The sequence below is a fragment of the Marinobacter sp. M1C genome (assembly GCF_023314135.1).
In the GTDB taxonomy this organism is placed as follows: domain Bacteria; phylum Pseudomonadota; class Gammaproteobacteria; order Pseudomonadales; family Oleiphilaceae; genus Marinobacter.
The window spans coordinates 1,027,626-1,049,011 of record NZ_CP092289.1 but is presented as its reverse complement, the minus strand read 5'-3'; the positions used below and the strand labels follow the sequence as shown (position 1 = coordinate 1,049,011).

Sequence of the window (21,386 nt, the reverse complement as noted above, 5' to 3'; positions counted from 1 at the left end):
ACGACTGATCACTCTACCAACAGATCATCCATATCCACCTGCAAAGCTTCCGCCAGCGCCTTCAGCACTTTGGCTGAGCCAGTTTTGCTGCCGGTTTCAATCTGGCTGATATAGGACTTGCCCACCCCGGCTTCATTACCCAAAGCTGCTTGGGTAAGCTTGCGATACTCCCGCCAGATTTTCAGCGGGTGGTCGTCTCCGGCGATCAAACGGCCAACGATGTTGGCGGGAATGGCTTCGTCCTCGCCGCTGTCGAGCTCACGCATAGCTTCTTTTGCGAAAGAGCATGCCAGGCACCTGAAAAAACCCATGCTGGAACGCCTCATGACTGGGAAGACTGGGAGCGTTATAAGCAGGAGCATCCGGACGAGGTTGAAGACGACGACACAGGCGAGAAATAGGCGTTTTAAGGTGCTCAGTAAACCACTACATTATGATTCCATCTACGAAAATCAATTTCGAGAGGCAAGGTTTGGTCGAACCAGAAACCAACTGAGCAACACCAGCCCACCAAAAGCGGTGTAGCAGGCAATAAAGACCCACGGCGGCGCTTGGAAATATAAAATCTGGTGCAGCCAATGTGCCATGAAAGAACCATCGTAAACATTTTGACCTGCCCTCGCCCGCAGACCCATTTCCCAGGTTGTAAGCGGGCAAACAAAACCAAACCAAGATTGCAAAACCACAACGCCGATTGCAACCAGGTGCACGCTACGGAACCACACGTTTCTCACCCACTGCCACTTCAGAAAAAAGCCTGCATAAACCAGTATCAGCCCGAAAACGACAAACGCTACGAACAATACATGCGTAATAAGTATCGCGTCAGCGGCAAAAGAATACAGCGTACTGAAGTCGATAAAACCTCCTAACGCGCCGGTTTGGGGCCTGGGCCGTTAGGGGACAGATTTCAAATCTGTCCCCGGGATTTGCGGGATTTGTGCCTGTCCATGGTCATTTGAACAAATCATTTTCAATGAAGCTAGCTTATGACGGGATGTGTGCCTGTTCATGGTCTGTGGCTTATGCGGTAATGTCCAACCAGAGGTTAAAAGAAACTGGGAAAAGATGGCTGGGAGTTGATGCGAGTAAATGGGAGCCATCATCACTTTAAGCATCCCACAAAGCTGGGGCTAGTTACGTTGCCACACCCTAAGTCGGAACTGCCAAAGGGTACATTGAACAATATTTGGAAGCAGGCCGGTTGGAAATAACGGTCCCGAAGGACCACTGATTAAACTTGAGGTAATCGCTATGCGTTTCCCAGTACCCAGTAGCACTTCATACAGATGACGGAAAGAACTACGGCGTTACGGTGCCCGATATTCCTGGCTGCTTCTCTGCAGGCACCAATGAAGACAAGGCTTTAGACAATCCGGCTATGAGTTTGATTCTTTACTGAGGCAATACGGACCGGCCAAGTTAATTGTCGCGCTATAGCCGTTGCACCGGCTGACCATAACGCACCCTTATATGCAGACCAGCAAGAAGGCCCGGGGACGAATCCGCGGGCCTTCTTGGTAAGCATCTGATCAATCGAGATATTCGTTGTGCCTGTCCATGATCAGTTTCATGATCAGATGCGGCAGGCCTGGTACAGAGAGAAAGGTTACAACCTGTACCACAAATATCGAGTAGAGTGAGGCGTTGGTGGGTTTCATCTCGTGTTGGAAAATGAGGAGTTACCGTAGGGAGACATTCACGGGGCTCCTCAGTCAAACTCATAGCCAAACGTAAAAATAACCGCCGCCGTGCCTAGAAAAACGGTTTGCACGTTTGCCTTTCCGTACTGGTAGCCTAATGCCGGCAACACCGCTAAACCGAGGCCGTTATAGTTGAATGGCACCTTCTTTTCGTACTCGCCGCGATAACCGTAAAGCGGGCCGCCGGTCAGTTTGACGTAGAGCCCATCGGCAACCCGGGGCAGAAACCAGCGCCGACCGGCATAGACATAAACGCTGGACTGGTAAAACGAATTTCTGAAAACGGCAGTTCCCAGCTCCCAGCGCTCAGCGTTCTCCCACTCAGCACCCAGCAGCGCCGGCCACGAGTTTCTTTTTGAGTCCTTATCATTTTCATTCCAATGCAGCACATAAGGGCCGCCCTGCAGCATCAGGCTCTCACCTTCGCGAAGAACATCGGCGTGAACTTGGAAAAAAATTTGGACAACCAACAAAAACAGCGCCAGCCGATATCGTCGACACACAAGAAAATGTTTTAAAAACATAAACATGCCTCCTGGCAAACCTTTGATATCTAGATTCAAAAGCACAGTCTTTTGGAAGCTGGATTAACTTCATCGTGAAGAAATCCCGGCGTATTGAGTTCGGGGATGTTTGTTATGCTAGTCCATGGCCAGATTATGCCACTCCGATGAGTAAACTGCGCCGATTAATCAGGGGCGGGTAATGCCCTTACGCAGCAGCAGCAGCATCATCATTCCGCCGCCCAGAGACATGAGTTGCTCGGTTTTGTTCTGGCTCGGTTTTTTTATCAGGGTCGTTAAATTCTTTAACATGTAACGGGCGCGAGCTCAGCGCCCGCCCTGCAGCGCAGTGCAACATAAGGAGTAACAGGATGTCCGTATGGGAAGTGATTGTCGCAACCGTCACCGCGGAGTTTTCAGATATCAACGATATCGAGCAGAACACACGCGTCGGGGTGAGATTGGTGCTGGCTGTCTTGCTCGGCGGAGTGCTCGGCTATGAGCGTGAAAGTCAGGGCAAGGCCGCGGGCTTGCGCACCCATATGCTGGTGTCCCTAGGCGCCGCGTTGTTTGTCATTGGCGCAGATCCCACCGGCACTTTCAATGACTCAATCAGTCGCGTTATCCAAGGTGTGGTGGCCGGCATCGGCTTTCTTGGTGCGGGCACCATCATCAAGAGCGAGTCGCTGTCCAATATCCGGGGTCTGACGACCGCGGCTGGTTTGTGGCTGACCGCCGCCATGGGTGTCGCGATAGGTCTGGGCCAGGAAGTGGTGGCCATTATGACTACGTTGCTGGCATTAATTATCTTGCAGCTGTTGCCGCTTGTGCTGGAGCGCAAAACTGCGGAAAAGGTGGACGACTGATCTCAAGCGGGCTCGGGCGCAAAAAGCTCGACAAGCGACAGGCCATGCAAGTCGCCAAGCTGACAACGCACGTGTACACGGCAGCGCATCAGCTCATAGACAAAGCTGGGATAATCCCTGCCAGTGCCTGTCCATGGTCCGTTAGGGGACAGATTTCAAATCTGTCCCCGGGATGTGTGCCTGTCCATGGTCGGATATTTATGCAATCAGGTCAGGCTAAGCTGTGCCTGTCCATAATCAGATTTTTTTTGATCAGATTGCCCATGCCCATGGGAAATTTCACTTGCGCTGAGCGGGGAAAGTCTGGATAGTTTGTAGCTACACTGACGCTACAACTAAATTGAGGCCCTTATGAATACCGATTCTGTAGTTCGTGCCCGCATCGACAGTGACACCAAAGCCCGCGCCACCGCCGCGCTGGACGCCATGGGCCTGTCCGTTTCAGACGCCATACGCTTGCTCATGCTCAAGATTGCTGACGAACAGCGATTGCCGTTTGCGGTGCAAGTGCCCAATGCCAAAACGGTCAAGGCCATGGAAGAGCTGGAAGCTGGCAAGGGCAAGCGTTTCAGTCACGAACAGGCGCTGTTTGACGATCTGGGGTTGTAGTGCTAACGCCAGTGCAATCGACCCAGTTCAAAAAAGACGTGAAGAAAGCCCGCAAGCGGGGCAAAGACTTGGACAAACTAAAGATGTCGCTCAGTTTGCTGATTCGCCAGGCACCGTTACCCGAAGCTTATCAAGATCATCCTTTACGGGGGAACTGGAAGGGCTATCGAGACGCGCATATTGAGCCGGACTGGTTGCTTTTGTACCGAGTGACCGACAAGGAATTGCAGTTAGCCCGAACCGGAACGCACGCGGATTTGTTTCAGGAGTAGTTCCGTCTGTGTGGACGGTTACCAAAGACGTAGACGAAAAATCTAAATAATAGGTCCCTGATGAGTAGGAAAGATAGGGTAATTTATGCCTGTCCATGATCAGATTTCAGGGGACGAATCCGTATTCGTTGTGCCTGTCCATGATCAGATTCCTGTAAGATTAATTCTTTACAAATCTCATCATCGTATGATCTATCGTATATTTTCTTTTATACTGGCCTCGACAGTATCGATCGTCCACTAACACAAAAGAAAGGCTGTTCATGAAGTTGATTTTAAAAGCTAAACAAGGATTGGTAATCGCAGCGCTCGGCGTAGTGCTAACCGGTTGCGCTTCAAACGGTGGCCAGGATTCAGGTCTAAGCAGTGCGGCCCAAAATGTAGGCAGCGCGGTGAAAGGTGTTGCTTCCGGGATTGGCTCAGCTGTGGGTGGCCTGTTTCAGCCATACCGCAATGGCGTGCAGGTGACTGAAGCTCAGCTGGCGCAAATTGAAGTGGGTATGAGATCTGCAGAGGTTGAACAGCTTATTGGCAATCCGCCTGAAATCGACAACTCAAACGGTGGCGAGATTTGGTCTTACCCTTTCTCAGAAATAACTCACTTTAGTGGAAATATTAATGAAACCACAGTCGTTCGTTTTAACACGTCCGGCAAGGTGGTGAAGGCCTATAAAACTAATTCCCGCTCAAGCGCGACCGGCAATGCTCTGGTCGATGCCGCTAACGGGGTTAATTGAGTTTCCGGACACAAACACGTCCGTCTCCAACAATGCTGCAAGGCATCCCCCCCGAAAGATGTTAGCGCCCCCTGCAGTTGGGGCGCAGGAGCTACCTGCTCTGGGTCGTTTACTGCATGGAATCGCTGAACGTCTGTGATCTCACAATTAACAGTGCCTGTCCATGGTCTGACCGGATTTGGACGATGTGCGCGTGATGTAACAGCCGATCCAATAGCGCAGCGGTTAATGTCGTGTCGCCATAGAAGGCACTGGCCCACTGTGAGAATGGGAGGTTACTGGTGACGATGACACGGCCGGGATGTGTGCCTGTCCATGGTCGGATTTTCAACGCCTCCTTATGCGCAGGACAGCAAAAAGGCCCGGGGACGAATCCGCGGGCCTTCTTTGTAAGCATCTGATCAATCGGGCCTTTCGTTGTGCCTGTCCCTAGTCACTTTCGCAGCGCAGGTTACCGATTGGTTTATGAGGTCGAAGACGAGCGCATCGTTGTAACGGTGGTCGCCGTGGGCAAGCGAGAGCGTGGTGCGGTGTACAGTCGGGCTCACCGACGAATCTAAATACCAACTTCCTGTGCCTGTCCACGACTGATCACTCTACCAACAGATCATCCATATCCACCTGCAGAGCTTCCGCCAGCGCCTTCAGCACTTTGGCTGAGCCAGTTTTGCTGCCGGTTTCAATCTGGCTGATATAGGACTTGCCCACCCCGGCTTCATTACCCAAAGCTGCTTGGGTAAGCTTGCGATACTCCCGCCAGATTTTCAGCGGGTGGTCGTCTCCGGCGATCAAACGGCCAACGATGTTGGCGGGGATGGCTTCGTCCTCGCCGCTGTCGAGCTCACGCATAGCTTCTCTTGCGTCTCTCGCATCCCGCACACTTTCAGCCAGCTCCATCAACTGCACGTACTCATGGTAAGGCAATACGGCATACTCCGGCTTTCCTTCGCGTTCGATAATTTGTGCGCTCATTTGTAAACATCTCCTCTTGAACCCGCGCTATAGTGCCTGTCCATGATCAACAAGATATTTGTTATGCCTGTCCTCGATCAGACCCAATTCACTACGCCACTACAAGATAGCCAGAGTTCACAGCGGAATAGCATGGTGGGTTCCGTCCGGAAGCTCAATATCCAGACGAACCTTCGCGCCGACGCTTTCCACATACCGTTTAATGGAAGACAGCTTCAAGTCTTTTCCAATTTTCTCCATGCTTGCAATCGTAGGCTGCGTCACGCCCATAGCCTTTGCCATCTCTTTTTGTGTTTTCTGCAATAAGGCGCGCACTTCGTTCAAACGAATTTCTAACAGAATATTCTCCGATTTAACCTGCGCTCGTTTTATGACTTCCGGCTTCTCACTCGCCAAAAGTTTGTCCAGGGAATTAGCCATGTCATTTACCTCGCTGAAGCTCTTCTAGGTGCGCCGAAAACTCACGGTCGGCTACGGGAATCATTTCCTCATAAAACCGTTTCTCTTTGCCGGTTTTTTCACCGGCGCAGAGGACGATGCCTGTTCGAGTTGGATCGAACGCAAAGAATGCTCGAATAGGATTACCTTTACTTTATATCCGCAATTCTTTCATGTTGCTGTGAGCAGACCCGTATACGCTGTCTACGTATGGCCGTGATAACAGGGGCCCCTTTCCTTTCAGAACCAAAATTGCCGCAAGAACATTTTCTCTGTCCGCATTATTGAGAGTGCCTGTCTTGGGGATCTACTGCACCAAAGCTGAAAAAGCGAGAATCAATAAAAGTCATCTTCGCGCTGATGGCGAATAGCCAAGATGGTGACGTAATTTGCGTCCTCAACCTCAAACAGCGCAACGTATCCTGCCGCCCCAAAGGCAATAACAAGCTCACGAAGAAATGGATTTGAGTCGTCGGCTTTACGACATGCGAACGGCATTAACTCGGCAAATTCATAAGCCTTTTCTATCGCTGCGCGAGCACGTACCGCAGCGCTCGGGTCATTCTCCGCCAAAAACTCAAATAACCGCTCCAGGTCTTCCTGCGCAGCTTCCGATACACGCAGTTGATAGCTCATTTAGTGCCGCGATATTTATCCAGAATAGCGTCCAAGGCCTCCAGGGAGCCTTCCTTACTCACGTACTTACCCGAATCTTTAGCGTTTTCACGCGCGGCTAAACCCCTTGCAATGAATGCCGCTTGGCTCTTGCGAAATTCGATCTGCTTTACCAGCGATTTTTCAACAAAATTGCTAAGGCTCTCGCCCTCTTGAAGCACACTTTCAGCGGCTTGCCGTAATTCAGGTGTAACACGCAGTGGTGGAATTGTGGCTGATTTCATAACAAACACCTTGCATTGCATATGCAATACAACATACACCTTTTGGAGCCGACCAGCCAACAACACGTCGGCGATTGTTGCATGGTCGCGGAACTGGTCGCGGTGCCTGTCTCTGGTGAAAACTAAGCTGGTTCATGAAGTGTTTGAATGAGCCTGTAGCGCGGCAAGCCAATAAAGAGGACAACTGTACAGGGCATTTCTGGGAAAGTCGGTTCAAGTCACAGGCTTTGGATACCGAAGAAGCCGTGCTTTCCTGCATGGCCTACGTTGACCTGAATCCGGTTCGAGTCGCAATTGCGCCAACGCCGGAAACTTCCGAACACACCAGCATAAAAGAGCGCATAGCGCCGCAGTTCGACCTGGCAGAGGCGATACAAAGTCAGACAGCCCAGCACGCTTTGAACAACTTTACAGTCCCGTTAAAACCCCTTCTGGGTTTCGAGGGCGTTATCCGTAAAGGCTTCCAACGCGGCATTCTATTCGGGTTCGAGGATTACCTTACGCTGGTTGATTGCACCGGGCGCATCGCACGTGAAGACAAGCGCGGCGCTATTGAAGAGAACATGCTGCCGATTTTAAAGCGCCTTAACCTCGACCCAGACCGTTGGTGCGAGCGAGCTACGCAGTTTGAAACAACCTACAACGATTACCGCTGTCATAGGCGAAGAGCAGCTTGAGCCTAGCCATGATCAACGGGTAAAACTGTGCCTGTCCACGACCAATCAGTTGCTTAATCTAAATGAGTGGGTATAATAACCACCATAAATTAGAAGGAACTAACGTGACGAGCGATGAGGTTAAAAAGAAACTGGAAAAAGATGGCTGGGAGTTGGTGCGAGTGAATGGGAGCCATCATCACTTTAAGCATTCCACAAAGCCGGGGCTGGTTACGCTGCCACACCCTAAGTCAGAACTGCCAAAGGGTACGTTGAACAATATCTGGAAGCAGGCCGGTTGGAAATAACGGCCCCAAAGGGCCACTGATCACACTTGAGGTAATCGCTATGCGTTTCCCAGTAGCACTTCATACAGATGATGGAAAGAACTACGGCGTTACTGTGCCCGATATTCCTGGCTGCTTCTCTGCAGGCAGCAACGAAGACAAGGCTTTAGACAACGCACGTGAGGCAATTCTTGGTCACCTTGAGCTATTAGCAGAATTTGGAGAAGACATTCCTACTGCCAACTCTATTGCCGAGCACCGTACAAACGCAGACTTTGAGGGTGCGGTGTGGGGCTTTATCGAGATCGATGTAACACCACTCCTGGGCAAGGCAGAGAAGATCAATATCACCGTGCCCCGTTTGGTTTTGCGTCAGATTGACAGATATGTGAAGGAGCACCCGAACGAGGCGCGGTCACGCTCTGCGTTTCTATCTGAGGCAGCTTTGGAAAGGATGCGTAAATCGCACGACAAGGCTAAAACCCTGGCATAACGCAGGGTCGCTTTGATTATTGAGAGGAATCTTGTGTAGGTCTTGTGTACCTGTCCCTAGTTATTTAGTAAACATTTGATTAATAAGGATATTATCTGTGCCTGTCCATGATCAACTCCATCAACCCTCAACCCTCAACCCTCAACCCTCAACCCTCATAAGCGTCTGATCAATAGGGATATTCGTTGTGCCTGTCCATGATCAAGGTTTGTTATGATGGCGGGTAGCGCGAATCCATTCAAGGAGCTACCTATGACCGACACAACCAACACCCCTTCGGCACCTGCAGAACCCACCATTGTTGTTCCTGCGGATGAGAAACAATTGGCTATGGTTGTTTACGGCCTTCAAGCATTGTCATGCTTTATAGGTATCACATTCTTCATTGGTGTGATTATTAACTACGTCAAACGGGGTGAGTTGACCAGCCACGTGGCCAAGTCGCACTTTTCCTGGCAAATCCGAACATTTTGGTGGAGCATTCTCTAGACTGTTGTGGGTGTTGTTTTACTGTATTTCTTCATCGGGATATTCATTCTGATAGCGGCAGGAATCTGGTATCTATACAGAATTGTATTTGGTTTCCTTCGTCTAAATAGCAATAAGCCAATCTAAGAGAGGCAGTAAAGGCCATTACCAACGTGAGACTGAGGTGACAAAATTTGTCACTAAATGACTAAGGCGGGCACTTCAGAGCGGTGGGAAGGGCAGCGTACAAAAGCCTCATATCGGTTAGTTGTTTGATTTTAATGGTTAATGTAAAGGTTTGATAAATGTGGCGCGGAATATGCTCTGTCTATATTAGGCTGCCTCCCTATCATCTGGGTAACATTAACGTAAGCTTGGAGATAAACACATGAATAAAATTCAACAGGGTTTTACACTTATCGAACTGATGATCGTGGTAGCGATCATCGGTATTCTGGCAGCCATCGCAATTCCGGCGTATCAGGATTACACCATTCGTGCGCAGGTTTCCGAAGGTTTGGTTCTGGCTTCTGGTGCCAAGACTGCCTTGGCCGAATTTTACAACAGCACTGGGCGCTTCCCAGGCGATAACGACTCTCTTGGGCTGCAGGCACCCACAAGTATCACGGGTTCTTACGTGTCCGGTGTAGATGCTGGCACCGACCCCGGTGTGATTGAGGTCACGTTTGGCGTAGGCGTTAACGAACAGATTGACGGGTCGACTCTCGAAATCTCCGCAGTAACTTCTGCAGGCAGTATTAGATGGACTTGCCGGGAAGGTACGGACCTTCCTGGCAAGTACCTACCTACTAACTGCCGTTAATTTCTAATTTATAGCTAGTAGAACTAAGGCCCGCAATTGCGGGCCTTTTTTAATGGTCTCAAACGCATTTTCTTTTAGCAGAACAAAATTGGTGGTCTGTAGAGCACTTTTTATAGTTGTGGTCAGCAGAAATGGCAATTTCGGGTATCGCAGTCAGTCTTCCTCAGCTGCTTATAAGGAGGTGATTGCGGATTGAAGCGCGCGCCTAAGTAGACTGGAATAGAAGGATAAGGCATGTCTAACATTAAAGGCTTTACGCTAATAGAACTAATGATTGTTATTGCGATTGTTGGGATATTAGCAGCGTTATCCATTCCTGTTTATCAAAATTATTTTGCACGGGTTCAGCTCTCCGAAGCCATAACGGTTTCCAGCGGGGTAAGAAGTGAGATAGCCAGTTCTTTTATGGCCAAAACCGGCAGCTTCGTCGGCATCGATAGTGAGACAAACGGTATCCCTGCTGCGGCGAGTGTACAAGGCAGTTACGTTGAGTCGGTGGCTGTCACTGACGGCATAGTCTCAGTCACTCTGGGCAACGATGTCTCAGAATTTCTGACTGGAAAGGTTCTTACGTTAACGCCTGTGACATCGCCAGGCGGCACTATTGTCTGGGGCTGCACTTTTTCCGGCAACGCTCGCTACCTGCCACAAAGTTGCCGATAATGGATATCTAAACCTTTTAAAATAAATGTTTACTTCATAGGTGTCAGCTTTGCCCATCAGCCGTTACAAATTGCCGTTAGCAGCTTTAAGTTGGATTGTTTTGCTTCTGCTGGGCTTTGCTGTCTACTACCCAGGGCTCGACGGTAGCTTTATATTTGATGATGCCCCCAATTTGCAAACCCTCGGGTTATACGGTGGTGTCACTAACTGGGATACCTTCTATTCGTTTGTTTTTGGCGGTTTTTCTGGGCCCACCGGCAGGCCGATATCTCTTCTAACCTTTTTGCTGGATGCGAATAACTGGCCGGCAGATCCGTTCGGTTTCAAGTACACCAATGTGCTATTTCATCTGTTGAACGGAACATTGTTGTTCGCGGTGACGCTCCAGATTTTGCGGCTTCGTGAGTCGGTTCCAAACCATCAAGGTGTGTGGGTTGCCTTTATGGTCGCGGGGCTCTGGCTACTGCATCCATACCTGACTTCAACAACGCTGTACGTTATTCAGCGTATGGCGATGCTGTCAACAACGTTTTGTCTTGTCGGCATCTGGCTGTACCTGTATGGCCGGCTTAGGGTGGTGGAGAATCCAGTAAGAAGTTATATCTGCATGACCGTGGGTGTGGGTTTGGGGACGGTTCTCGCCACGTTTTCAAAGGAAAACGGCGCAGCGCTTGCTCTCATGGTGTTATCCCTTGAAGCAACGGTCGTAAACGCAAATAGCCGTCTTCCATCTCTCAATCGACTATGGAAGTGGGGGGCTCTGATTCTTCCGTCTATTGCCTTGGCTTTGCTGTTATTGAAAGGGCCGATGCTGGGCAGCTGGTTTCAGGACTACGGGACCAGGGATTTTTCACCGTATGAGCGTTTGCTGACACAGTTCAGAGTTGTTTTGTCATATCTGTATAGCTGGTTTGCCCCAAACTCTTCTGGAGGGCAGATATTTTATGACGATTTCGCCACCAGTCGTGGGCTGTTTGCCCCGGTAACAACGATCATTTCTGCCGCGTTGGTTGTTGGGCTGATCAGCATTTCAATCATGAAGCGCAAGGTCTGGCCAGTAACGTCATTTGCGATTCTTTTCTATTTTTCTTCTCTTGCTATCGAGTCGACAACAATCGGTCTCGAGATGAAGTTTGACCACCGGATTTATCTGGGCAGCGCCTTTCTATTCCTTCCCATGATATTGTGGGCGTCGCAGAGTCTGAAGCCGCGCCTGAAGGTAGGCCTTGGCGTTGCAATGATCGTTGTGATGGCTGGCCTTACGTTTTCAGCATCAAGCCTATGGGGGGACTACCAGAAGCTCACAATGGTTTGGGCAACCCAAAAGCCTGACTCTGTCCGTTCCCAGACTGAAGCAGCGCAAATGCTGTTTATGAGCGGACAAGTGCTTGAATCCAGGCATCTCCTAAACGAGGCTGCGGAGCGTATCCCGGATGACTTCCGTTTACGCCTGACGCAAGTGTTGGTTCAGTGTATGACAGGGGGCGCACGGTCTGAAGATCTCACGGCAGTAAAGTCGCTCGCTGAAATGGGCCCGTACAGGCACACTGACTTTAACCTTTTAGGCAGCCTCCTAACGAACGCGCCTAACGATAATTGCCAAGGGATTTCCTCTCGTGACGCCTTGGTAATTACAGAAAAATTATTGAACAGCTCCCGTTATACCTCGCCAAGTGCGCTGGCATACGCTCAACTGCACTACTATCATGGCTTGGCGCTGTTGCAGAACGGTGAACAAAAAAAGGGTCTGGTAATGCTCGATAAAGCATTGCAGTCCCGTTCGTCACTGCACACGAGAATGAACATTGCCGCGCATAAGGCGAGTGCAGGTCTCTTAGTGCAAGCTCTGGAGGATGCGAGGTTTGTCAGAGAAAGACTTCAGTCCGGTGAAATAACTGGGCGCGCCGCTGTAGAATCTCCCCCTCTTGACGAAGTTGAGCATTTTATCGAGGTGGTAGAAAATGATATTGCAGGCGCCAAAGAGCCGCCTGCAGAACAAAGCCGGTCTGGGTCACACTAATATCTGAGGTAGAACTGCACATGGAAGCATCCGTGGTTATCCCGGCAAAGAACGAATTCCGGTCATTACCCTCTTTAATAGAAAAGTTATTGGCCTTGCCCGGCTTGAAAGAAATTATTGTTGTTGATGACGGCTCTACTGATGGCACCGGCGATATTGCCGAAAAGCTGGGGGCAAGTGTGATTCGACATCCCTATTCCAAGGGGAACGGTGCGGCTATCAAGAGCGGGGCAAGAGCTGCAACAGGAGACATCATTCTCTTTATGGATGCCGATGGACAGCATTCTCCAGATGATGTGCACCGCTTACTAAATAAGCTTGATCAAGGCTTTGATATGGTAGTCGGAGCTCGTCAGTCCGGGTCGCAAGCGAGTGTTGGCAGAGGGCTGGCCAACAAGTTCTATAATTGGTTCGCAAGCTATATGACAGGTCAGAAAATTGAAGACTTAACGTCTGGTTTCCGAGCCGTCAGAAGAGTTAAATTCCTGCAGTTTTTAAGCCTGTTGCCTAACGGTTTCTCATATCCCACGACATCGACCATGGCTTTTTTTAGGGCAGGCTACTCTGTGTGTTATGAGCCTATCCATACTGGCCAAAGGGAGGGGAAAAGTCATATTAAACCGATACAGGATGGCGTAAGATTTCTCCTTATTATATTTAAGATAGGGACGCTTTATTCACCTCTGAAGCTTTTTTTCCCATTAGCGTTTTCGATTTTTTCACTAGGCATCGGGTATTATGCGTATACCTATTTTGCTTTGGGTCGTTTCACTAATATGAGTGCGCTAATGTTCACTACCGCGCTTACTATCTTTATGGTTGGATTGGTCTCAGAACAGATTACAACGTTAATGTATAGAGAAAAATAGATCTCTACCACTACAATGAGTGCCGACTTCGCAAGATTCACACCAGACTACAACCAGAGCACCAACTGAATGAAGGGCGATCTAAAAAAGGTTTGGGCAGTATTTACAAAGGCTGAACGGCGCAAGGCTGTATGGATGCTGATGCTGGTCGTCCTAATGGCAGTGGCAGAGGCTGCTAGTGTATTGTCGATCATGCCGTTCCTGTCCGTGCTCGGCCGCCCGGCTATCATCCACGAAAACCCATGGTTAGAGGCCCTATATGGAGGGTTTGGCTTCCAGGGGATACGTGAGTTCAGCATCGCTCTAGGATTAGCATCTATTGTCATTGTGCTCGCTTCATCGGTATTCAAGACCACCACACTTCACCTGATGAATCGATTTATACACCTGCAACGACACTCGATCAGCTCACGGTTACTTTCTCGATATCTCAGTCAGCCCTATACTTTCTTTCTGAAAAACAACCCTTCCGTGCTGAGCCGCAACGTATTGTCTGAAGTGGATCAACTTACTTTCAACCTGATCACTCCGCTGGCACAATTGATCGCACAAGGCGCAGTGGTTCTAGGTATGGTGCTTCTGATCGTGTTCTATGATCCAGTCACCGCTTTCGTTGCCGTGACAGTCGTCGGATTGATGTACTTAGCAATTTACGGCGTGGTGCGCAAGCGACTCTCCCGAATCGGCACCGAGCGCCAAAAGGCGAACGGGCAACGCTTTCAGACCTGCAATGAGACACTAAGCGGAATAAAAGATGTGAAGGTTACTCAGGCCGCCGCCACATATCAAAAAAAATTTGAACGAGCTTCCAGGCTCTTCTCGCGTCACATGGCCACAAGCGATACGCTCAGTCAGTCACCGCAGTATCTTGTAGAAGCAGTGGGGTATAGCGGGCTCATTATCATCGCCCTGGCATTAATGCTAAAAAGTGGCGACATTGCGCACGTTCTGCCAGCGCTAGGCTTATACGGCTTTACCGCATACCGAATGTTGCCGTCGGCACAAATCATGTTTCGCGGCTTTGCAAAGTTGCGATTTTCCTCGCCCGCGTTGAACGCCATCCATCTCGACCTTGTTCTGCCCATCCAACAAACTACTGATCCGAAAGTAGCATTGACTCCATGCTGGGAAATCCGTTTAGAACAGGTTAGCTACGCATACCCAACCGCCCCGGACAAGCAGGTGTTCGACCGTTTTGATATAACCATACCAGTCGGCACCAGCACCGGCATCATCGGTAAGAGCGGAGTTGGCAAAAGCACTCTGATGGACATACTGCTCGGCCTGCTCCAACCGCAGGCCGGCAGGTTAAGCGTAGACGGCGTTCCAATCGATGCCGGCAACGTTGGCGCTTGGCAGCGTGCCATCGGTTATGTCCCCCAACATATCTACTTGGCGGACGCGAGCGTTGCGGAGAATATCGCTTTCGGCGTCGCCCAAGGTGATATCGACATGCAGGCTGTGGAACATGCGGCCCGAGCGGCACAAATACACGACTTCATTATTACTGAATTAAATCACGGCTATGACACCCCGATTGGAGATCGCGGCATACGTCTATCTGGCGGGCAGCGGCAGCGTGTCGGCATAGCACGAGCACTTTACCGAGATCCACCTATCCTTTTTCTTGATGAGGCTACAAGCGCGCTGGACTCACTCACAGAAGCAAGCATTAACCAAGCTGTCACAAAACTCTCACGAGCGAAAACTGTCGTGATCATTGCCCACAGAAAAACGGCAATAGCAAATTGCGATAAAGTGCATACACTCACCACGATTACCGAAAACAACTTATGAATCAAAATCCAAACCAGCAGAATACAAAAGAGCAAGGCAACTCCCGCTGGAGCATTATCGGCGCCATGGCAAAAATACCTTTAGTCAGGATTATTGCGCGACTACTTGAGGAAATAAGCAAGCCCGCCCCGCTTAAGGAGTTCGCCGATTACAGTGCTTACTGGGATCAAAGGGTCGCCATCGGTAATTCAAACCAATTACGCAACAGATTTATAATCATCACAGATGCAATAAAACAAGATGATCGTGTTCTCGATATTGGTTGCGGCGATGGTACATTCCTTAGCCATCTAAGCGACAAAAAACCAAACGTGAAATCTTTTGGAGTCGATATTGCTCCCACTGCAATCGAACAAGTTAATAATCGGGGCTTAGAAGGGAAAGTCATATGCCCCTATAAGCGACTAAAGAACCAAATAGAGTCTAAATGGACTGTTATAACACTAATGGAAGTGATCGAACACCATGTTGATGCCGAAGACTTAATGCGACAGGTGATAGAACTAGCGCCTGAGCGCATCTTTGTGACTATCCCGAACATTGGATGCCTAAAACACCGACTCAGATTGATGATTGGCGGTCGATTCCCTGTCACCTCGATAGTGTTTCATATGAAGGAACATGTTCGTTTCTGGACAGTAAAAGACTTTAAGCAATGGAGCGACATGCTGGGTCTAAACATCAATGCTATACAGGGGCAGTTTGATAGCGGGGACAGGTTCGTTCGTTGGTTTGTCAAAAAATGGCCTTCCATATTTGCTGACCAAGTCGTCTACGAGTTGAGCCTCATGCCCACAGAGTCTGAATAGCCCCCTTTAGAAAATTATTTAACCAATGCGTTTAACCGACAGTGCCCAGCGTGCAAGTTTTAGGAAGAGATAACTGGAATGAACATGAGAAACACACCCAACAGACTTAGGATTCTCGCTCGAGGCCTGATACGAAAAACTTATCTGTATGGGATGATATATGGATATTTTCGAAACCGATTCCGTATAGCGGTAAATTGTGTCTTGTTAGAGTCCCATCACGGGGCTGATTTTATAGGAAGCCCACGAGCAATTGCCTCTTACCTAGCAAGTAATGACTTTTATTCTCACTTTACCCTGGTTTTGGTTTGCCCGAAAAGCGTAGGGCAACAATTTATTAAAGCGCACGGAAACAATCGAGTTGTCACCTGTAGAAAAGGGGGGGTAAAGTACTGTTTCTATCTTGCGACCTGCAAGTGGCTCATTAATGACGTGACTTTTCCTCAATATTTTTCTATACGCCACGGCCAGCAGTATCTGAATACTTGGCATGGTACGCCCTTGAAAACGTTGGGTCGAAAAACCGAGAAAGATACCTTCCTATATGTAGGAAACACGCAAAGAAACTTTTTCCATGCCACCCACATCCTTTTCCCAAACCATCACACCGAGCGAGTATTGATTAAGGATTACATGCTTTCCAGTGTGAGAAAGACGCAGCTCCTGCGTTGTGGATACCCTAGAAACGATATTTTATACCACACCCAAAATAAAACTAAAACAACGAAAAAATATTATATCGCATTTATGCCAACTTGGCGGGGCAATTTTGGCAACATACAGAGCGCAGGCGATGATTTCGCTAGTGATCTTAAGAAGGCGCTAGATTACTTGGAGGCGACGGTTGACGAAAACATAAAAATCTCGGTTCGACTCCACCCTCTGGCAAAAGGTATGGTCAACGTTGATGGATATAATAGAATTCAGCCGTTTCCTAGTGACAAAGAGCCTTATGAACATTTAGCAGAGTGCGATGCACTAATCACCGATTATTCGTCGGTAATGTTTGATTATGCAATCACAAAACGCCCGATCCTTCTTTACTCCCCAGATCTCGACACTTACGCGAGGGAAAGGAACTTTAGCCTGCCGTTGGCAAGTCTGCCATTCCCCATGCTAAAAACTCCCGAAGACCTGTCAAATTGGGTTAATCGCATCGCGCAGCACGAAAGCTTGCAAGCCCCCGGTTCGGAGCCAGCATATCGCTCTTTTATTAACACTTACTGCTCATGGGATGATGGAAATAATACAGAAAGAGTTTGCGCTTCATTTTTCGAGAAAAAAGACTCATTTGAGAGGCCTGCGCTTGATGGCGGTGGGACAAAGCCAAAACTACTTATTTACACAGGCGGGCTTTCTCACAATGGGATTACGGCATCATTCAAGTCCTTAGTTAAAAGCGTGGACACATCAAAGTTTGATATAACGATCCTTGCTGATACCAGCTGCAGCACTGAGGAGTCCGAAGCTTTTTTTAAAAATATCCCGGATATGATTCAGTTCATCCCCTTGAATCTCGCCATAAGTTTAAAGTTTATTGATATCGTGAGATTCAGCTATCTCTACATGTTTGAAAAAAACTGGTTCAGCAAGCGAGACTGGATTCGGCGAGTATGGGAAAGAGAGGCAGACAGATTGTTCGGCCATGCAGATTTTGATTTATTTGTGAACTTTAACGGATACTCTTGGCGCGCCGCTTTTCTGTCCGGCGGATTACGTTGCCCTTCGGCCATTTTTGTACATAACGATATGGCTAAGGAGATCGAGGCGAATCGCATAGCTGACCTAAGACTTCTTGAGTTTTCATACGGGATTTCGACAAGTGTCGCCACCGTCCGAGAAGGAGCAGAGTCAAGCTACTGTGCATCTCACTACAATTTCAATGAAAAGTGTTTTTATGTGCCGAACACGCTATCCCTATCCTATTCAGAGCGAGCAAACGACAAGATCAAATCGGCATTTTCACGAAATATAAAACCGAGCGACAGAGAAAGAATAATATCATCCCTTGATGATCCAAACTCGTTCCGCTTTATAAATATTGCTCGATTCTCTCCAGAAAAAGGGCAGTTGCGCCTTATCGAGGCATTTGAAAAAGTTTGTGAGCGACATAGAAACTTGCAACTTTATATCGTAGGTGGCCACGGCATTGATGAGAATAAGATAAAGGAGCGAACTAATCATTCTGCTGTGAGTGAGCGCATTTTTGTGGCGCAAGGCTCGAACAATGTCATGCCATTGCTGAAAAAGATGGACACATTTGTATTCTCATCTTTTTATGAAGGGATTGGTTTGGTTTTGTTTGAGTCTCTTGCGCTGGGCGTTCCCATCGTTTCAACTAATATCCCAGGCCCCGCCGAGCTGCTTTCACAAGGATACGGACTCGTCGTGGATAATAGCGTCGAGGGACTTGTTGAAGGTATGCTTGCCGCAATCGCTGAGGAAGTCCCTTATCGGAATTATGATATAAAAGAACATAACCGTTTCGCACTTAGCCAGTTTGAGAAGCTGGTGACCTCATCAATATGGAGCAAGGAATCGAATGGTTGATAGTGATTTTTCGGAACGAAATATGGGGCCAAAAATAGATCAAGTTGTCGTCACCTTCGGCACTTTCGACGTGTTCCACGTCGGCCACCTCAATATTCTTGAGCGGGCCCGTTCGCATGGAGGACGGCTGATTGTCGGCGTCTCCAGTGATGAGTTAAATCGGAAGAAGAAGGGACGTTATCCGGTGTTTGCGGAAGCGGAGCGTGCTCGGATTTTGGGGGCCCTTCGTTGCGTGGATACGGTGTTTTTTGAGCATTCACTGGAAGAAAAGCGGCGGTACCTTCTTGATCACAATGCGGATGTGCTGGTGATGGGCGACGACTGGAAAGGAAAGTTCGACGAGTTCAGCGATATCTGTGATGTAGTTTACCTAACACGTACACCCGCGATCTCGACGACTGCGGTCATTGAAAAAATTCGCTATTAATCAAGGATGCTCCAGCCTGGCGAGGCCCCGCTGGGAGGAGCATCCATCGGCATACTCGCCATAGATTTTCCTCGTGACCTCTTCCCGCTGGCTTGCCTGCTGTTGAAGTGCAAGCGCCGGAGCTAGGATTGCGCCCTTGAGCGCAAATTCCAGATCATCTGATCCCCTTACAATGCGGCCAAATCGGAATTCTGGCCCCAGCGAAAACCCCTTGCGAAAAGGTGGTTCCACATCTAGAAAGATGGCCGGCCGGCCCAGCAACAAAAAATCGAAGGCAATGGATGACCAATCACAAACCAGCACGTCTGAGGCCAGAAGAATCTGTTCGGTATCTGGGTGGGTTCTTGATGACAGGACGTAAACATGCGGGTACTCGGTCGTCGAGCTCAACGGCGTGTTCAGGTGCGATCTTAGCAGGATACTGCAATCGTGGTGTTCGGCAAACGTGGAAAGTTGCCCCATGAACTGCGCCTCGTCGAGGCCGAAAGGGAAGACGCTTCTTCCTTGTGAGTCCTGAGTCCAAGTCGGGGCGAACAAGACCAGCTTGCGATCAGCCGGCAATGATAATTGCTGCCGGACTTGCTCCGAGGATTCGGTTGCATTTACAAGTCGATCAGTTCTGGCGTAGCCGGTCACCACCACTTGGTCGTTGCGAAACCCAAACGTGTCGACGTACAAGCGTTTTAGGTGAGGGCTGGTTACCCACGTTTCGCAATATTGGTGTTGGGTGCGAAAGTCGGCAGAATCGAAGCCTTTGAAGGGAATGCCGTGCCAGACATCGTAAAAACGGATATTAGTCAGCTTTGGCAGTGGGGCCATGGCGTGAAGTCCGTGATCCGTCACCAAGGCATCAACTCGGGCGAGAAGCCATGCGGCTCGGGGGCTAATGGCCAGCGCGGTGCGTATGCCCTGCCGCCGGATTTCTCGCCAGTAAAGCGGATCCATAGTCAGGAACTCGAGCTCAAGTCCAGTATCACCTGCGTCGGACTCAAGGTAGAGCGCAAGCAGGTTGCCGTTGAGTTTGTGGCCATACAAAAGGACTTTGCGGCCATCCTTGCGAACAAAGGGCCGCAATAGCAGAGCGAGCAAGACATTGGCGCCGAAAAGCGACAGCAAAACCCAGTGCCAGGGGTTGCGGCGGTCAATCTTCATGCGCGATGTCTCGAACTCATGCGTTGTTTGCCAAGTAATCCATGATACAGGCAGACGGGCTTTCCGCCTGTTCGTCATTGCTGGGTGTTTTCAGTGCTTGATATCTTTTTTGTTCAATGTAACTGAGCACTCCGCTGGAAAGCTCGCCTTCTAAAATTGCGTTTTTGCCCAGCCCATCACTGCGTTCTGTAGCTTGCCGCATCACGATTGTTGGCACGCCAAGTGAGGCCAGTTCTTCCTGATTTGAGCCGCCGTCAGTGAGAACGCAAGCTGATTCGGCAGCCAAGCGAAGAAAATCGCTGTAACCCAGGCGCGGAAGCAATATGATGCCTATGTGCGTTTCCAAACGCTCCAAAAGCCCGGTCTTGGTTAGCCGCTTACGTGTTGCTGGGTGCAGAACAAAATAGACCAGATGTGTTTTAGCTATGTTTTCCAGTAGTTCGACCAAGTCGGCTAATCGCCTCGTGTTATAAATGTTCTGGAAGCGGTGTAGTGAGGCGACAATGTAACTTGATTCTAAATTGAAGGTGGCACGGCTAATTCCGGTTAGCTTTATTGAGTCTAGAATTGTGTTGCCCCCGGTGTCAATTGACTGGCAATCGGGGTGTTTGGTTCTCATGTGCTTTACGGTTTCCGGGTTAGGGCACATGGCTATATTGCTCAGCCGGAAGACAATGCGACGGGATAGTTCTTCGGGGAAAGGGTCGAATATTTTGTTTGACGTTAGCCCGCTTTCCAAGTGAACAACACATCCACCTATTTGCCGGCCTACCAAGGCGCCCAGTACTGTGGAAAGGGTATCTCCGTGCACCAGGATATTGACGAACTTGGGATCTGTGCTTAGTGCTTTTAGCTGTTTTTTGATGCCCAAGTAGGCCATTGGAAGCCAGGTGATCAGAGAAAGTATTGTAGAGTGTTCTTTTGCAAAAGTAGCTGTAACTTGTGCTGACTTCACCCCAAACTCGTCCAGTAAGTCTTGCATAGTTTCTTGGTGCTGCCCGGTCATAAGCAAGGTGGACGGGAGGCCCATCCGTTCACATTCAACGATGACTGGGGCTACTTTGATTAGCTGTGCGCGGGTGCCTATTATAAAAACAAAGTGCTTTTGAGATCGCAGTGTCACGCTGTTTCCCTTCTTTACCCGCCATGTTTTGTAAGCATCCTATTTTGCAGGATATTTTCTAGAAGTCATAGTATGCCAGAGGAACTTTTTTCCGCCGGAATCCTTGGGGCAGCCTGTTTGTTCAAATAATCAAGTTATGAACAGGCACACAGTGTTTTTCGCTCGGTAGCCACGATTTTGAGTTTTTATGTCTTGCAATCGCCTTTCCATTAATCTTGTTCCCTACCTATTTGGCTCGGTCGTGCTTATT

Annotated in this window: 29 protein-coding genes and 2 pseudogenes; 19 read left to right on the top strand and 12 right to left on the bottom strand. The window is 49.2% G+C overall.

All coding sequences use genetic code 11. From position 1 onward, the window contains the following. Positions 1–8: 8 nt before the first annotated feature. Positions 9–266 carry a helix-turn-helix transcriptional regulator gene (locus MIH19_RS05050; protein WP_249007831.1) on the bottom strand — a complete coding sequence of 86 codons (258 nt, stop codon included), beginning with the start codon at positions 264–266 and terminating at the stop codon, positions 9–11. Between the two features lie 186 nt (positions 267–452). Next, on the bottom strand, positions 453–803 hold the full coding sequence (locus MIH19_RS05045) for a DUF2784 domain-containing protein (protein ID WP_249007830.1): 351 nt from the start codon (positions 801–803) through the stop codon (positions 453–455). Between the two features lie 279 nt (positions 804–1,082). Here MIH19_RS05045 and MIH19_RS05040 point away from each other — a divergent pair, with 279 nt between their 5' ends. Then, entirely contained in the window at positions 1,083–1,214 is a 132-nt protein-coding gene (locus tag MIH19_RS05040; RefSeq protein WP_249007829.1) for a type II toxin-antitoxin system HicA family toxin, read from the top strand. 101 nt (positions 1,215–1,315) lie between these two features. Next, positions 1,316–1,402: a type II toxin-antitoxin system HicB family antitoxin gene (locus MIH19_RS05035; protein ID WP_249008946.1), complete on the top strand. Its 87-nt coding sequence runs from the start codon at positions 1,316–1,318 to the stop codon at positions 1,400–1,402. A 309-nt stretch (positions 1,403–1,711) separates the two neighbouring features. Here the strand turns inward: MIH19_RS05035 and MIH19_RS05030 are convergent, their stop codons facing one another. Together MIH19_RS05030 and MIH19_RS22405 are read right to left on the bottom strand one after the other, a co-directional pair. Then, on the bottom strand, positions 1,712–2,227 hold the full coding sequence (locus MIH19_RS05030) for a sn-glycerol-3-phosphate transporter (RefSeq protein ID WP_249007828.1): 516 nt from the start codon (positions 2,225–2,227) through the stop codon (positions 1,712–1,714). A gap of 168 nt (positions 2,228–2,395) precedes the next feature. Next, complete coding sequence (locus MIH19_RS22405; RefSeq protein ID WP_283164099.1) at positions 2,396–2,518, bottom strand: hypothetical protein; 123 nt, start codon at positions 2,516–2,518, stop codon at positions 2,396–2,398. A gap of 59 nt (positions 2,519–2,577) precedes the next feature. Here MIH19_RS22405 and MIH19_RS05025 point away from each other — a divergent pair, with 59 nt between their 5' ends. The 4 genes from MIH19_RS05025 (at position 2,578) to bamE (ending at position 4,690) form a co-directional block, all read left to right on the top strand. Further along, a complete protein-coding gene (locus MIH19_RS05025; protein WP_249007827.1) occupies positions 2,578–3,072 on the top strand; it encodes an MgtC/SapB family protein in 495 nt (164 codons plus the stop codon). A 351-nt stretch (positions 3,073–3,423) separates the two neighbouring features. After that, on the top strand, positions 3,424–3,681 hold the full coding sequence (locus MIH19_RS05020; protein WP_249007826.1) for a type II toxin-antitoxin system RelB/DinJ family antitoxin: 258 nt from the start codon (positions 3,424–3,426) through the stop codon (positions 3,679–3,681). Beyond that, positions 3,681–3,953 (top strand): type II toxin-antitoxin system YafQ family toxin, encoded by a 273-nt coding sequence (locus MIH19_RS05015; RefSeq protein ID WP_249007825.1) that lies wholly within the window; start codon positions 3,681–3,683, stop codon positions 3,951–3,953. The genes MIH19_RS05020 and MIH19_RS05015 overlap by 1 nt, the downstream gene beginning before the upstream one ends. Before the next feature lie 263 nt (positions 3,954–4,216). Continuing rightward, positions 4,217–4,690, top strand: coding sequence for an outer membrane protein assembly factor BamE (bamE, locus tag MIH19_RS05010; RefSeq protein WP_249007824.1), 474 nt, complete (start codon positions 4,217–4,219; stop codon positions 4,688–4,690). Positions 4,691–4,799: 109 nt separating this feature from the next. On the opposite strand, the pseudogene MIH19_RS05005 reads toward bamE, so the two are convergent. Next, positions 4,800–4,988: pseudogene (locus tag MIH19_RS05005) on the bottom strand (ATP-binding protein); the annotation flags it as partial. A 142-nt stretch (positions 4,989–5,130) separates the two neighbouring features. Here MIH19_RS05005 and MIH19_RS05000 point away from each other — a divergent pair. Next, positions 5,131–5,250: pseudogene (locus tag MIH19_RS05000) on the top strand (type II toxin-antitoxin system RelE/ParE family toxin); the annotation flags it as partial. 31 nt (positions 5,251–5,281) lie between these two features. On the opposite strand, the gene MIH19_RS04995 reads toward MIH19_RS05000, so the two are convergent. From MIH19_RS04995 to MIH19_RS04975, 5 genes are all read right to left on the bottom strand, one after another. Next, positions 5,282–5,662 (bottom strand): helix-turn-helix transcriptional regulator, encoded by a 381-nt coding sequence (locus tag MIH19_RS04995; protein ID WP_249007823.1) that lies wholly within the window; start codon positions 5,660–5,662, stop codon positions 5,282–5,284. 117 nt (positions 5,663–5,779) lie between these two features. Next, positions 5,780–6,082, bottom strand: coding sequence for a helix-turn-helix domain-containing protein (locus MIH19_RS04990; RefSeq protein WP_249007822.1), 303 nt, complete (start codon positions 6,080–6,082; stop codon positions 5,780–5,782). 1 nt (position 6,083) lies between these two features. Continuing rightward, the gene (locus MIH19_RS22515; RefSeq protein ID WP_349292920.1) at positions 6,084–6,200 is read right to left on the bottom strand and encodes a hypothetical protein; all 117 of its coding nucleotides are present in this window, start codon (positions 6,198–6,200) and stop codon (positions 6,084–6,086) included. Between the two features lie 236 nt (positions 6,201–6,436). Continuing rightward, entirely contained in the window at positions 6,437–6,736 is a 300-nt protein-coding gene (locus tag MIH19_RS04980) for a type II toxin-antitoxin system RelE/ParE family toxin (protein WP_249007821.1), read from the bottom strand. Beyond that, positions 6,733–6,999 (bottom strand): YlcI/YnfO family protein, encoded by a 267-nt coding sequence (locus tag MIH19_RS04975; RefSeq protein WP_249007820.1) that lies wholly within the window; start codon positions 6,997–6,999, stop codon positions 6,733–6,735. Before MIH19_RS04975 ends, MIH19_RS04980 begins: the two co-directional genes overlap by 4 nt. Positions 7,000–7,133: 134 nt before the next feature. Between MIH19_RS04975 and MIH19_RS04970 the strand changes: the two genes are divergently transcribed. The 12 genes from MIH19_RS04970 to MIH19_RS04905 all read left to right on the top strand — a co-directional run bounded on the left by MIH19_RS04970 (position 7,134) and on the right by MIH19_RS04905 (position 18,861). Next, positions 7,134–7,676: a hypothetical protein gene (locus MIH19_RS04970; RefSeq protein ID WP_249007819.1), complete on the top strand. Its 543-nt coding sequence runs from the start codon at positions 7,134–7,136 to the stop codon at positions 7,674–7,676. Positions 7,677–7,780: 104 nt separating this feature from the next. Next, a complete protein-coding gene (locus MIH19_RS04965; protein WP_249007818.1) occupies positions 7,781–7,963 on the top strand; it encodes a type II toxin-antitoxin system HicA family toxin in 183 nt (60 codons plus the stop codon). A 40-nt stretch (positions 7,964–8,003) separates the two neighbouring features. After that, entirely contained in the window at positions 8,004–8,435 is a 432-nt protein-coding gene (locus tag MIH19_RS04960; protein ID WP_249007817.1) for a type II toxin-antitoxin system HicB family antitoxin, read from the top strand. 252 nt (positions 8,436–8,687) lie between these two features. Then, positions 8,688–8,924, top strand: a complete 237-nt coding sequence (locus tag MIH19_RS04955; protein ID WP_249007816.1) for a hypothetical protein — start codon at positions 8,688–8,690, stop codon at positions 8,922–8,924. Positions 8,925–9,291: 367 nt separating this feature from the next. Then, on the top strand, positions 9,292–9,726 hold the full coding sequence (locus MIH19_RS04945) for a pilin (RefSeq protein ID WP_283164098.1): 435 nt from the start codon (positions 9,292–9,294) through the stop codon (positions 9,724–9,726). A 234-nt stretch (positions 9,727–9,960) separates the two neighbouring features. Next, entirely contained in the window at positions 9,961–10,389 is a 429-nt protein-coding gene (locus MIH19_RS04935) for a pilin (protein ID WP_283164097.1), read from the top strand. Between the two features lie 49 nt (positions 10,390–10,438). Next, on the top strand, positions 10,439–12,409 hold the full coding sequence (locus MIH19_RS04930) for a hypothetical protein (protein WP_249007815.1): 1,971 nt from the start codon (positions 10,439–10,441) through the stop codon (positions 12,407–12,409). A 20-nt stretch (positions 12,410–12,429) separates the two neighbouring features. Further along, positions 12,430–13,278: a glycosyltransferase family 2 protein gene (locus MIH19_RS04925; protein ID WP_249007814.1), complete on the top strand. Its 849-nt coding sequence runs from the start codon at positions 12,430–12,432 to the stop codon at positions 13,276–13,278. Between the two features lie 69 nt (positions 13,279–13,347). Next, a complete protein-coding gene (locus MIH19_RS04920) occupies positions 13,348–15,075 on the top strand; it encodes an ABC transporter ATP-binding protein (RefSeq protein ID WP_249007813.1) in 1,728 nt (575 codons plus the stop codon). Further along, a complete protein-coding gene (locus MIH19_RS04915) occupies positions 15,072–15,884 on the top strand; it encodes a methionine biosynthesis protein MetW (RefSeq protein ID WP_249007812.1) in 813 nt (270 codons plus the stop codon). Before MIH19_RS04920 ends, MIH19_RS04915 begins: the two co-directional genes overlap by 4 nt. Before the next feature lie 204 nt (positions 15,885–16,088). Beyond that, on the top strand, positions 16,089–18,434 hold the full coding sequence (locus MIH19_RS04910; RefSeq protein WP_249007811.1) for a glycosyltransferase: 2,346 nt from the start codon (positions 16,089–16,091) through the stop codon (positions 18,432–18,434). Further along, complete coding sequence (locus MIH19_RS04905) at positions 18,427–18,861, top strand: adenylyltransferase/cytidyltransferase family protein (protein WP_249007810.1); 435 nt, start codon at positions 18,427–18,429, stop codon at positions 18,859–18,861. Before MIH19_RS04910 ends, MIH19_RS04905 begins: the two co-directional genes overlap by 8 nt. Here MIH19_RS04905 and MIH19_RS04900 read toward each other — a convergent pair whose 3' ends face one another. Beyond that, a complete protein-coding gene (locus MIH19_RS04900) occupies positions 18,862–20,013 on the bottom strand; it encodes a CDP-glycerol glycerophosphotransferase family protein (RefSeq protein ID WP_249007809.1) in 1,152 nt (383 codons plus the stop codon). A gap of 16 nt (positions 20,014–20,029) precedes the next feature. Then, positions 20,030–21,136 (bottom strand): UDP-N-acetylglucosamine 2-epimerase, encoded by a 1,107-nt coding sequence (locus MIH19_RS04895; protein WP_249007808.1) that lies wholly within the window; start codon positions 21,134–21,136, stop codon positions 20,030–20,032. Between the last annotated feature and the right edge of the window lie 250 nt (positions 21,137–21,386).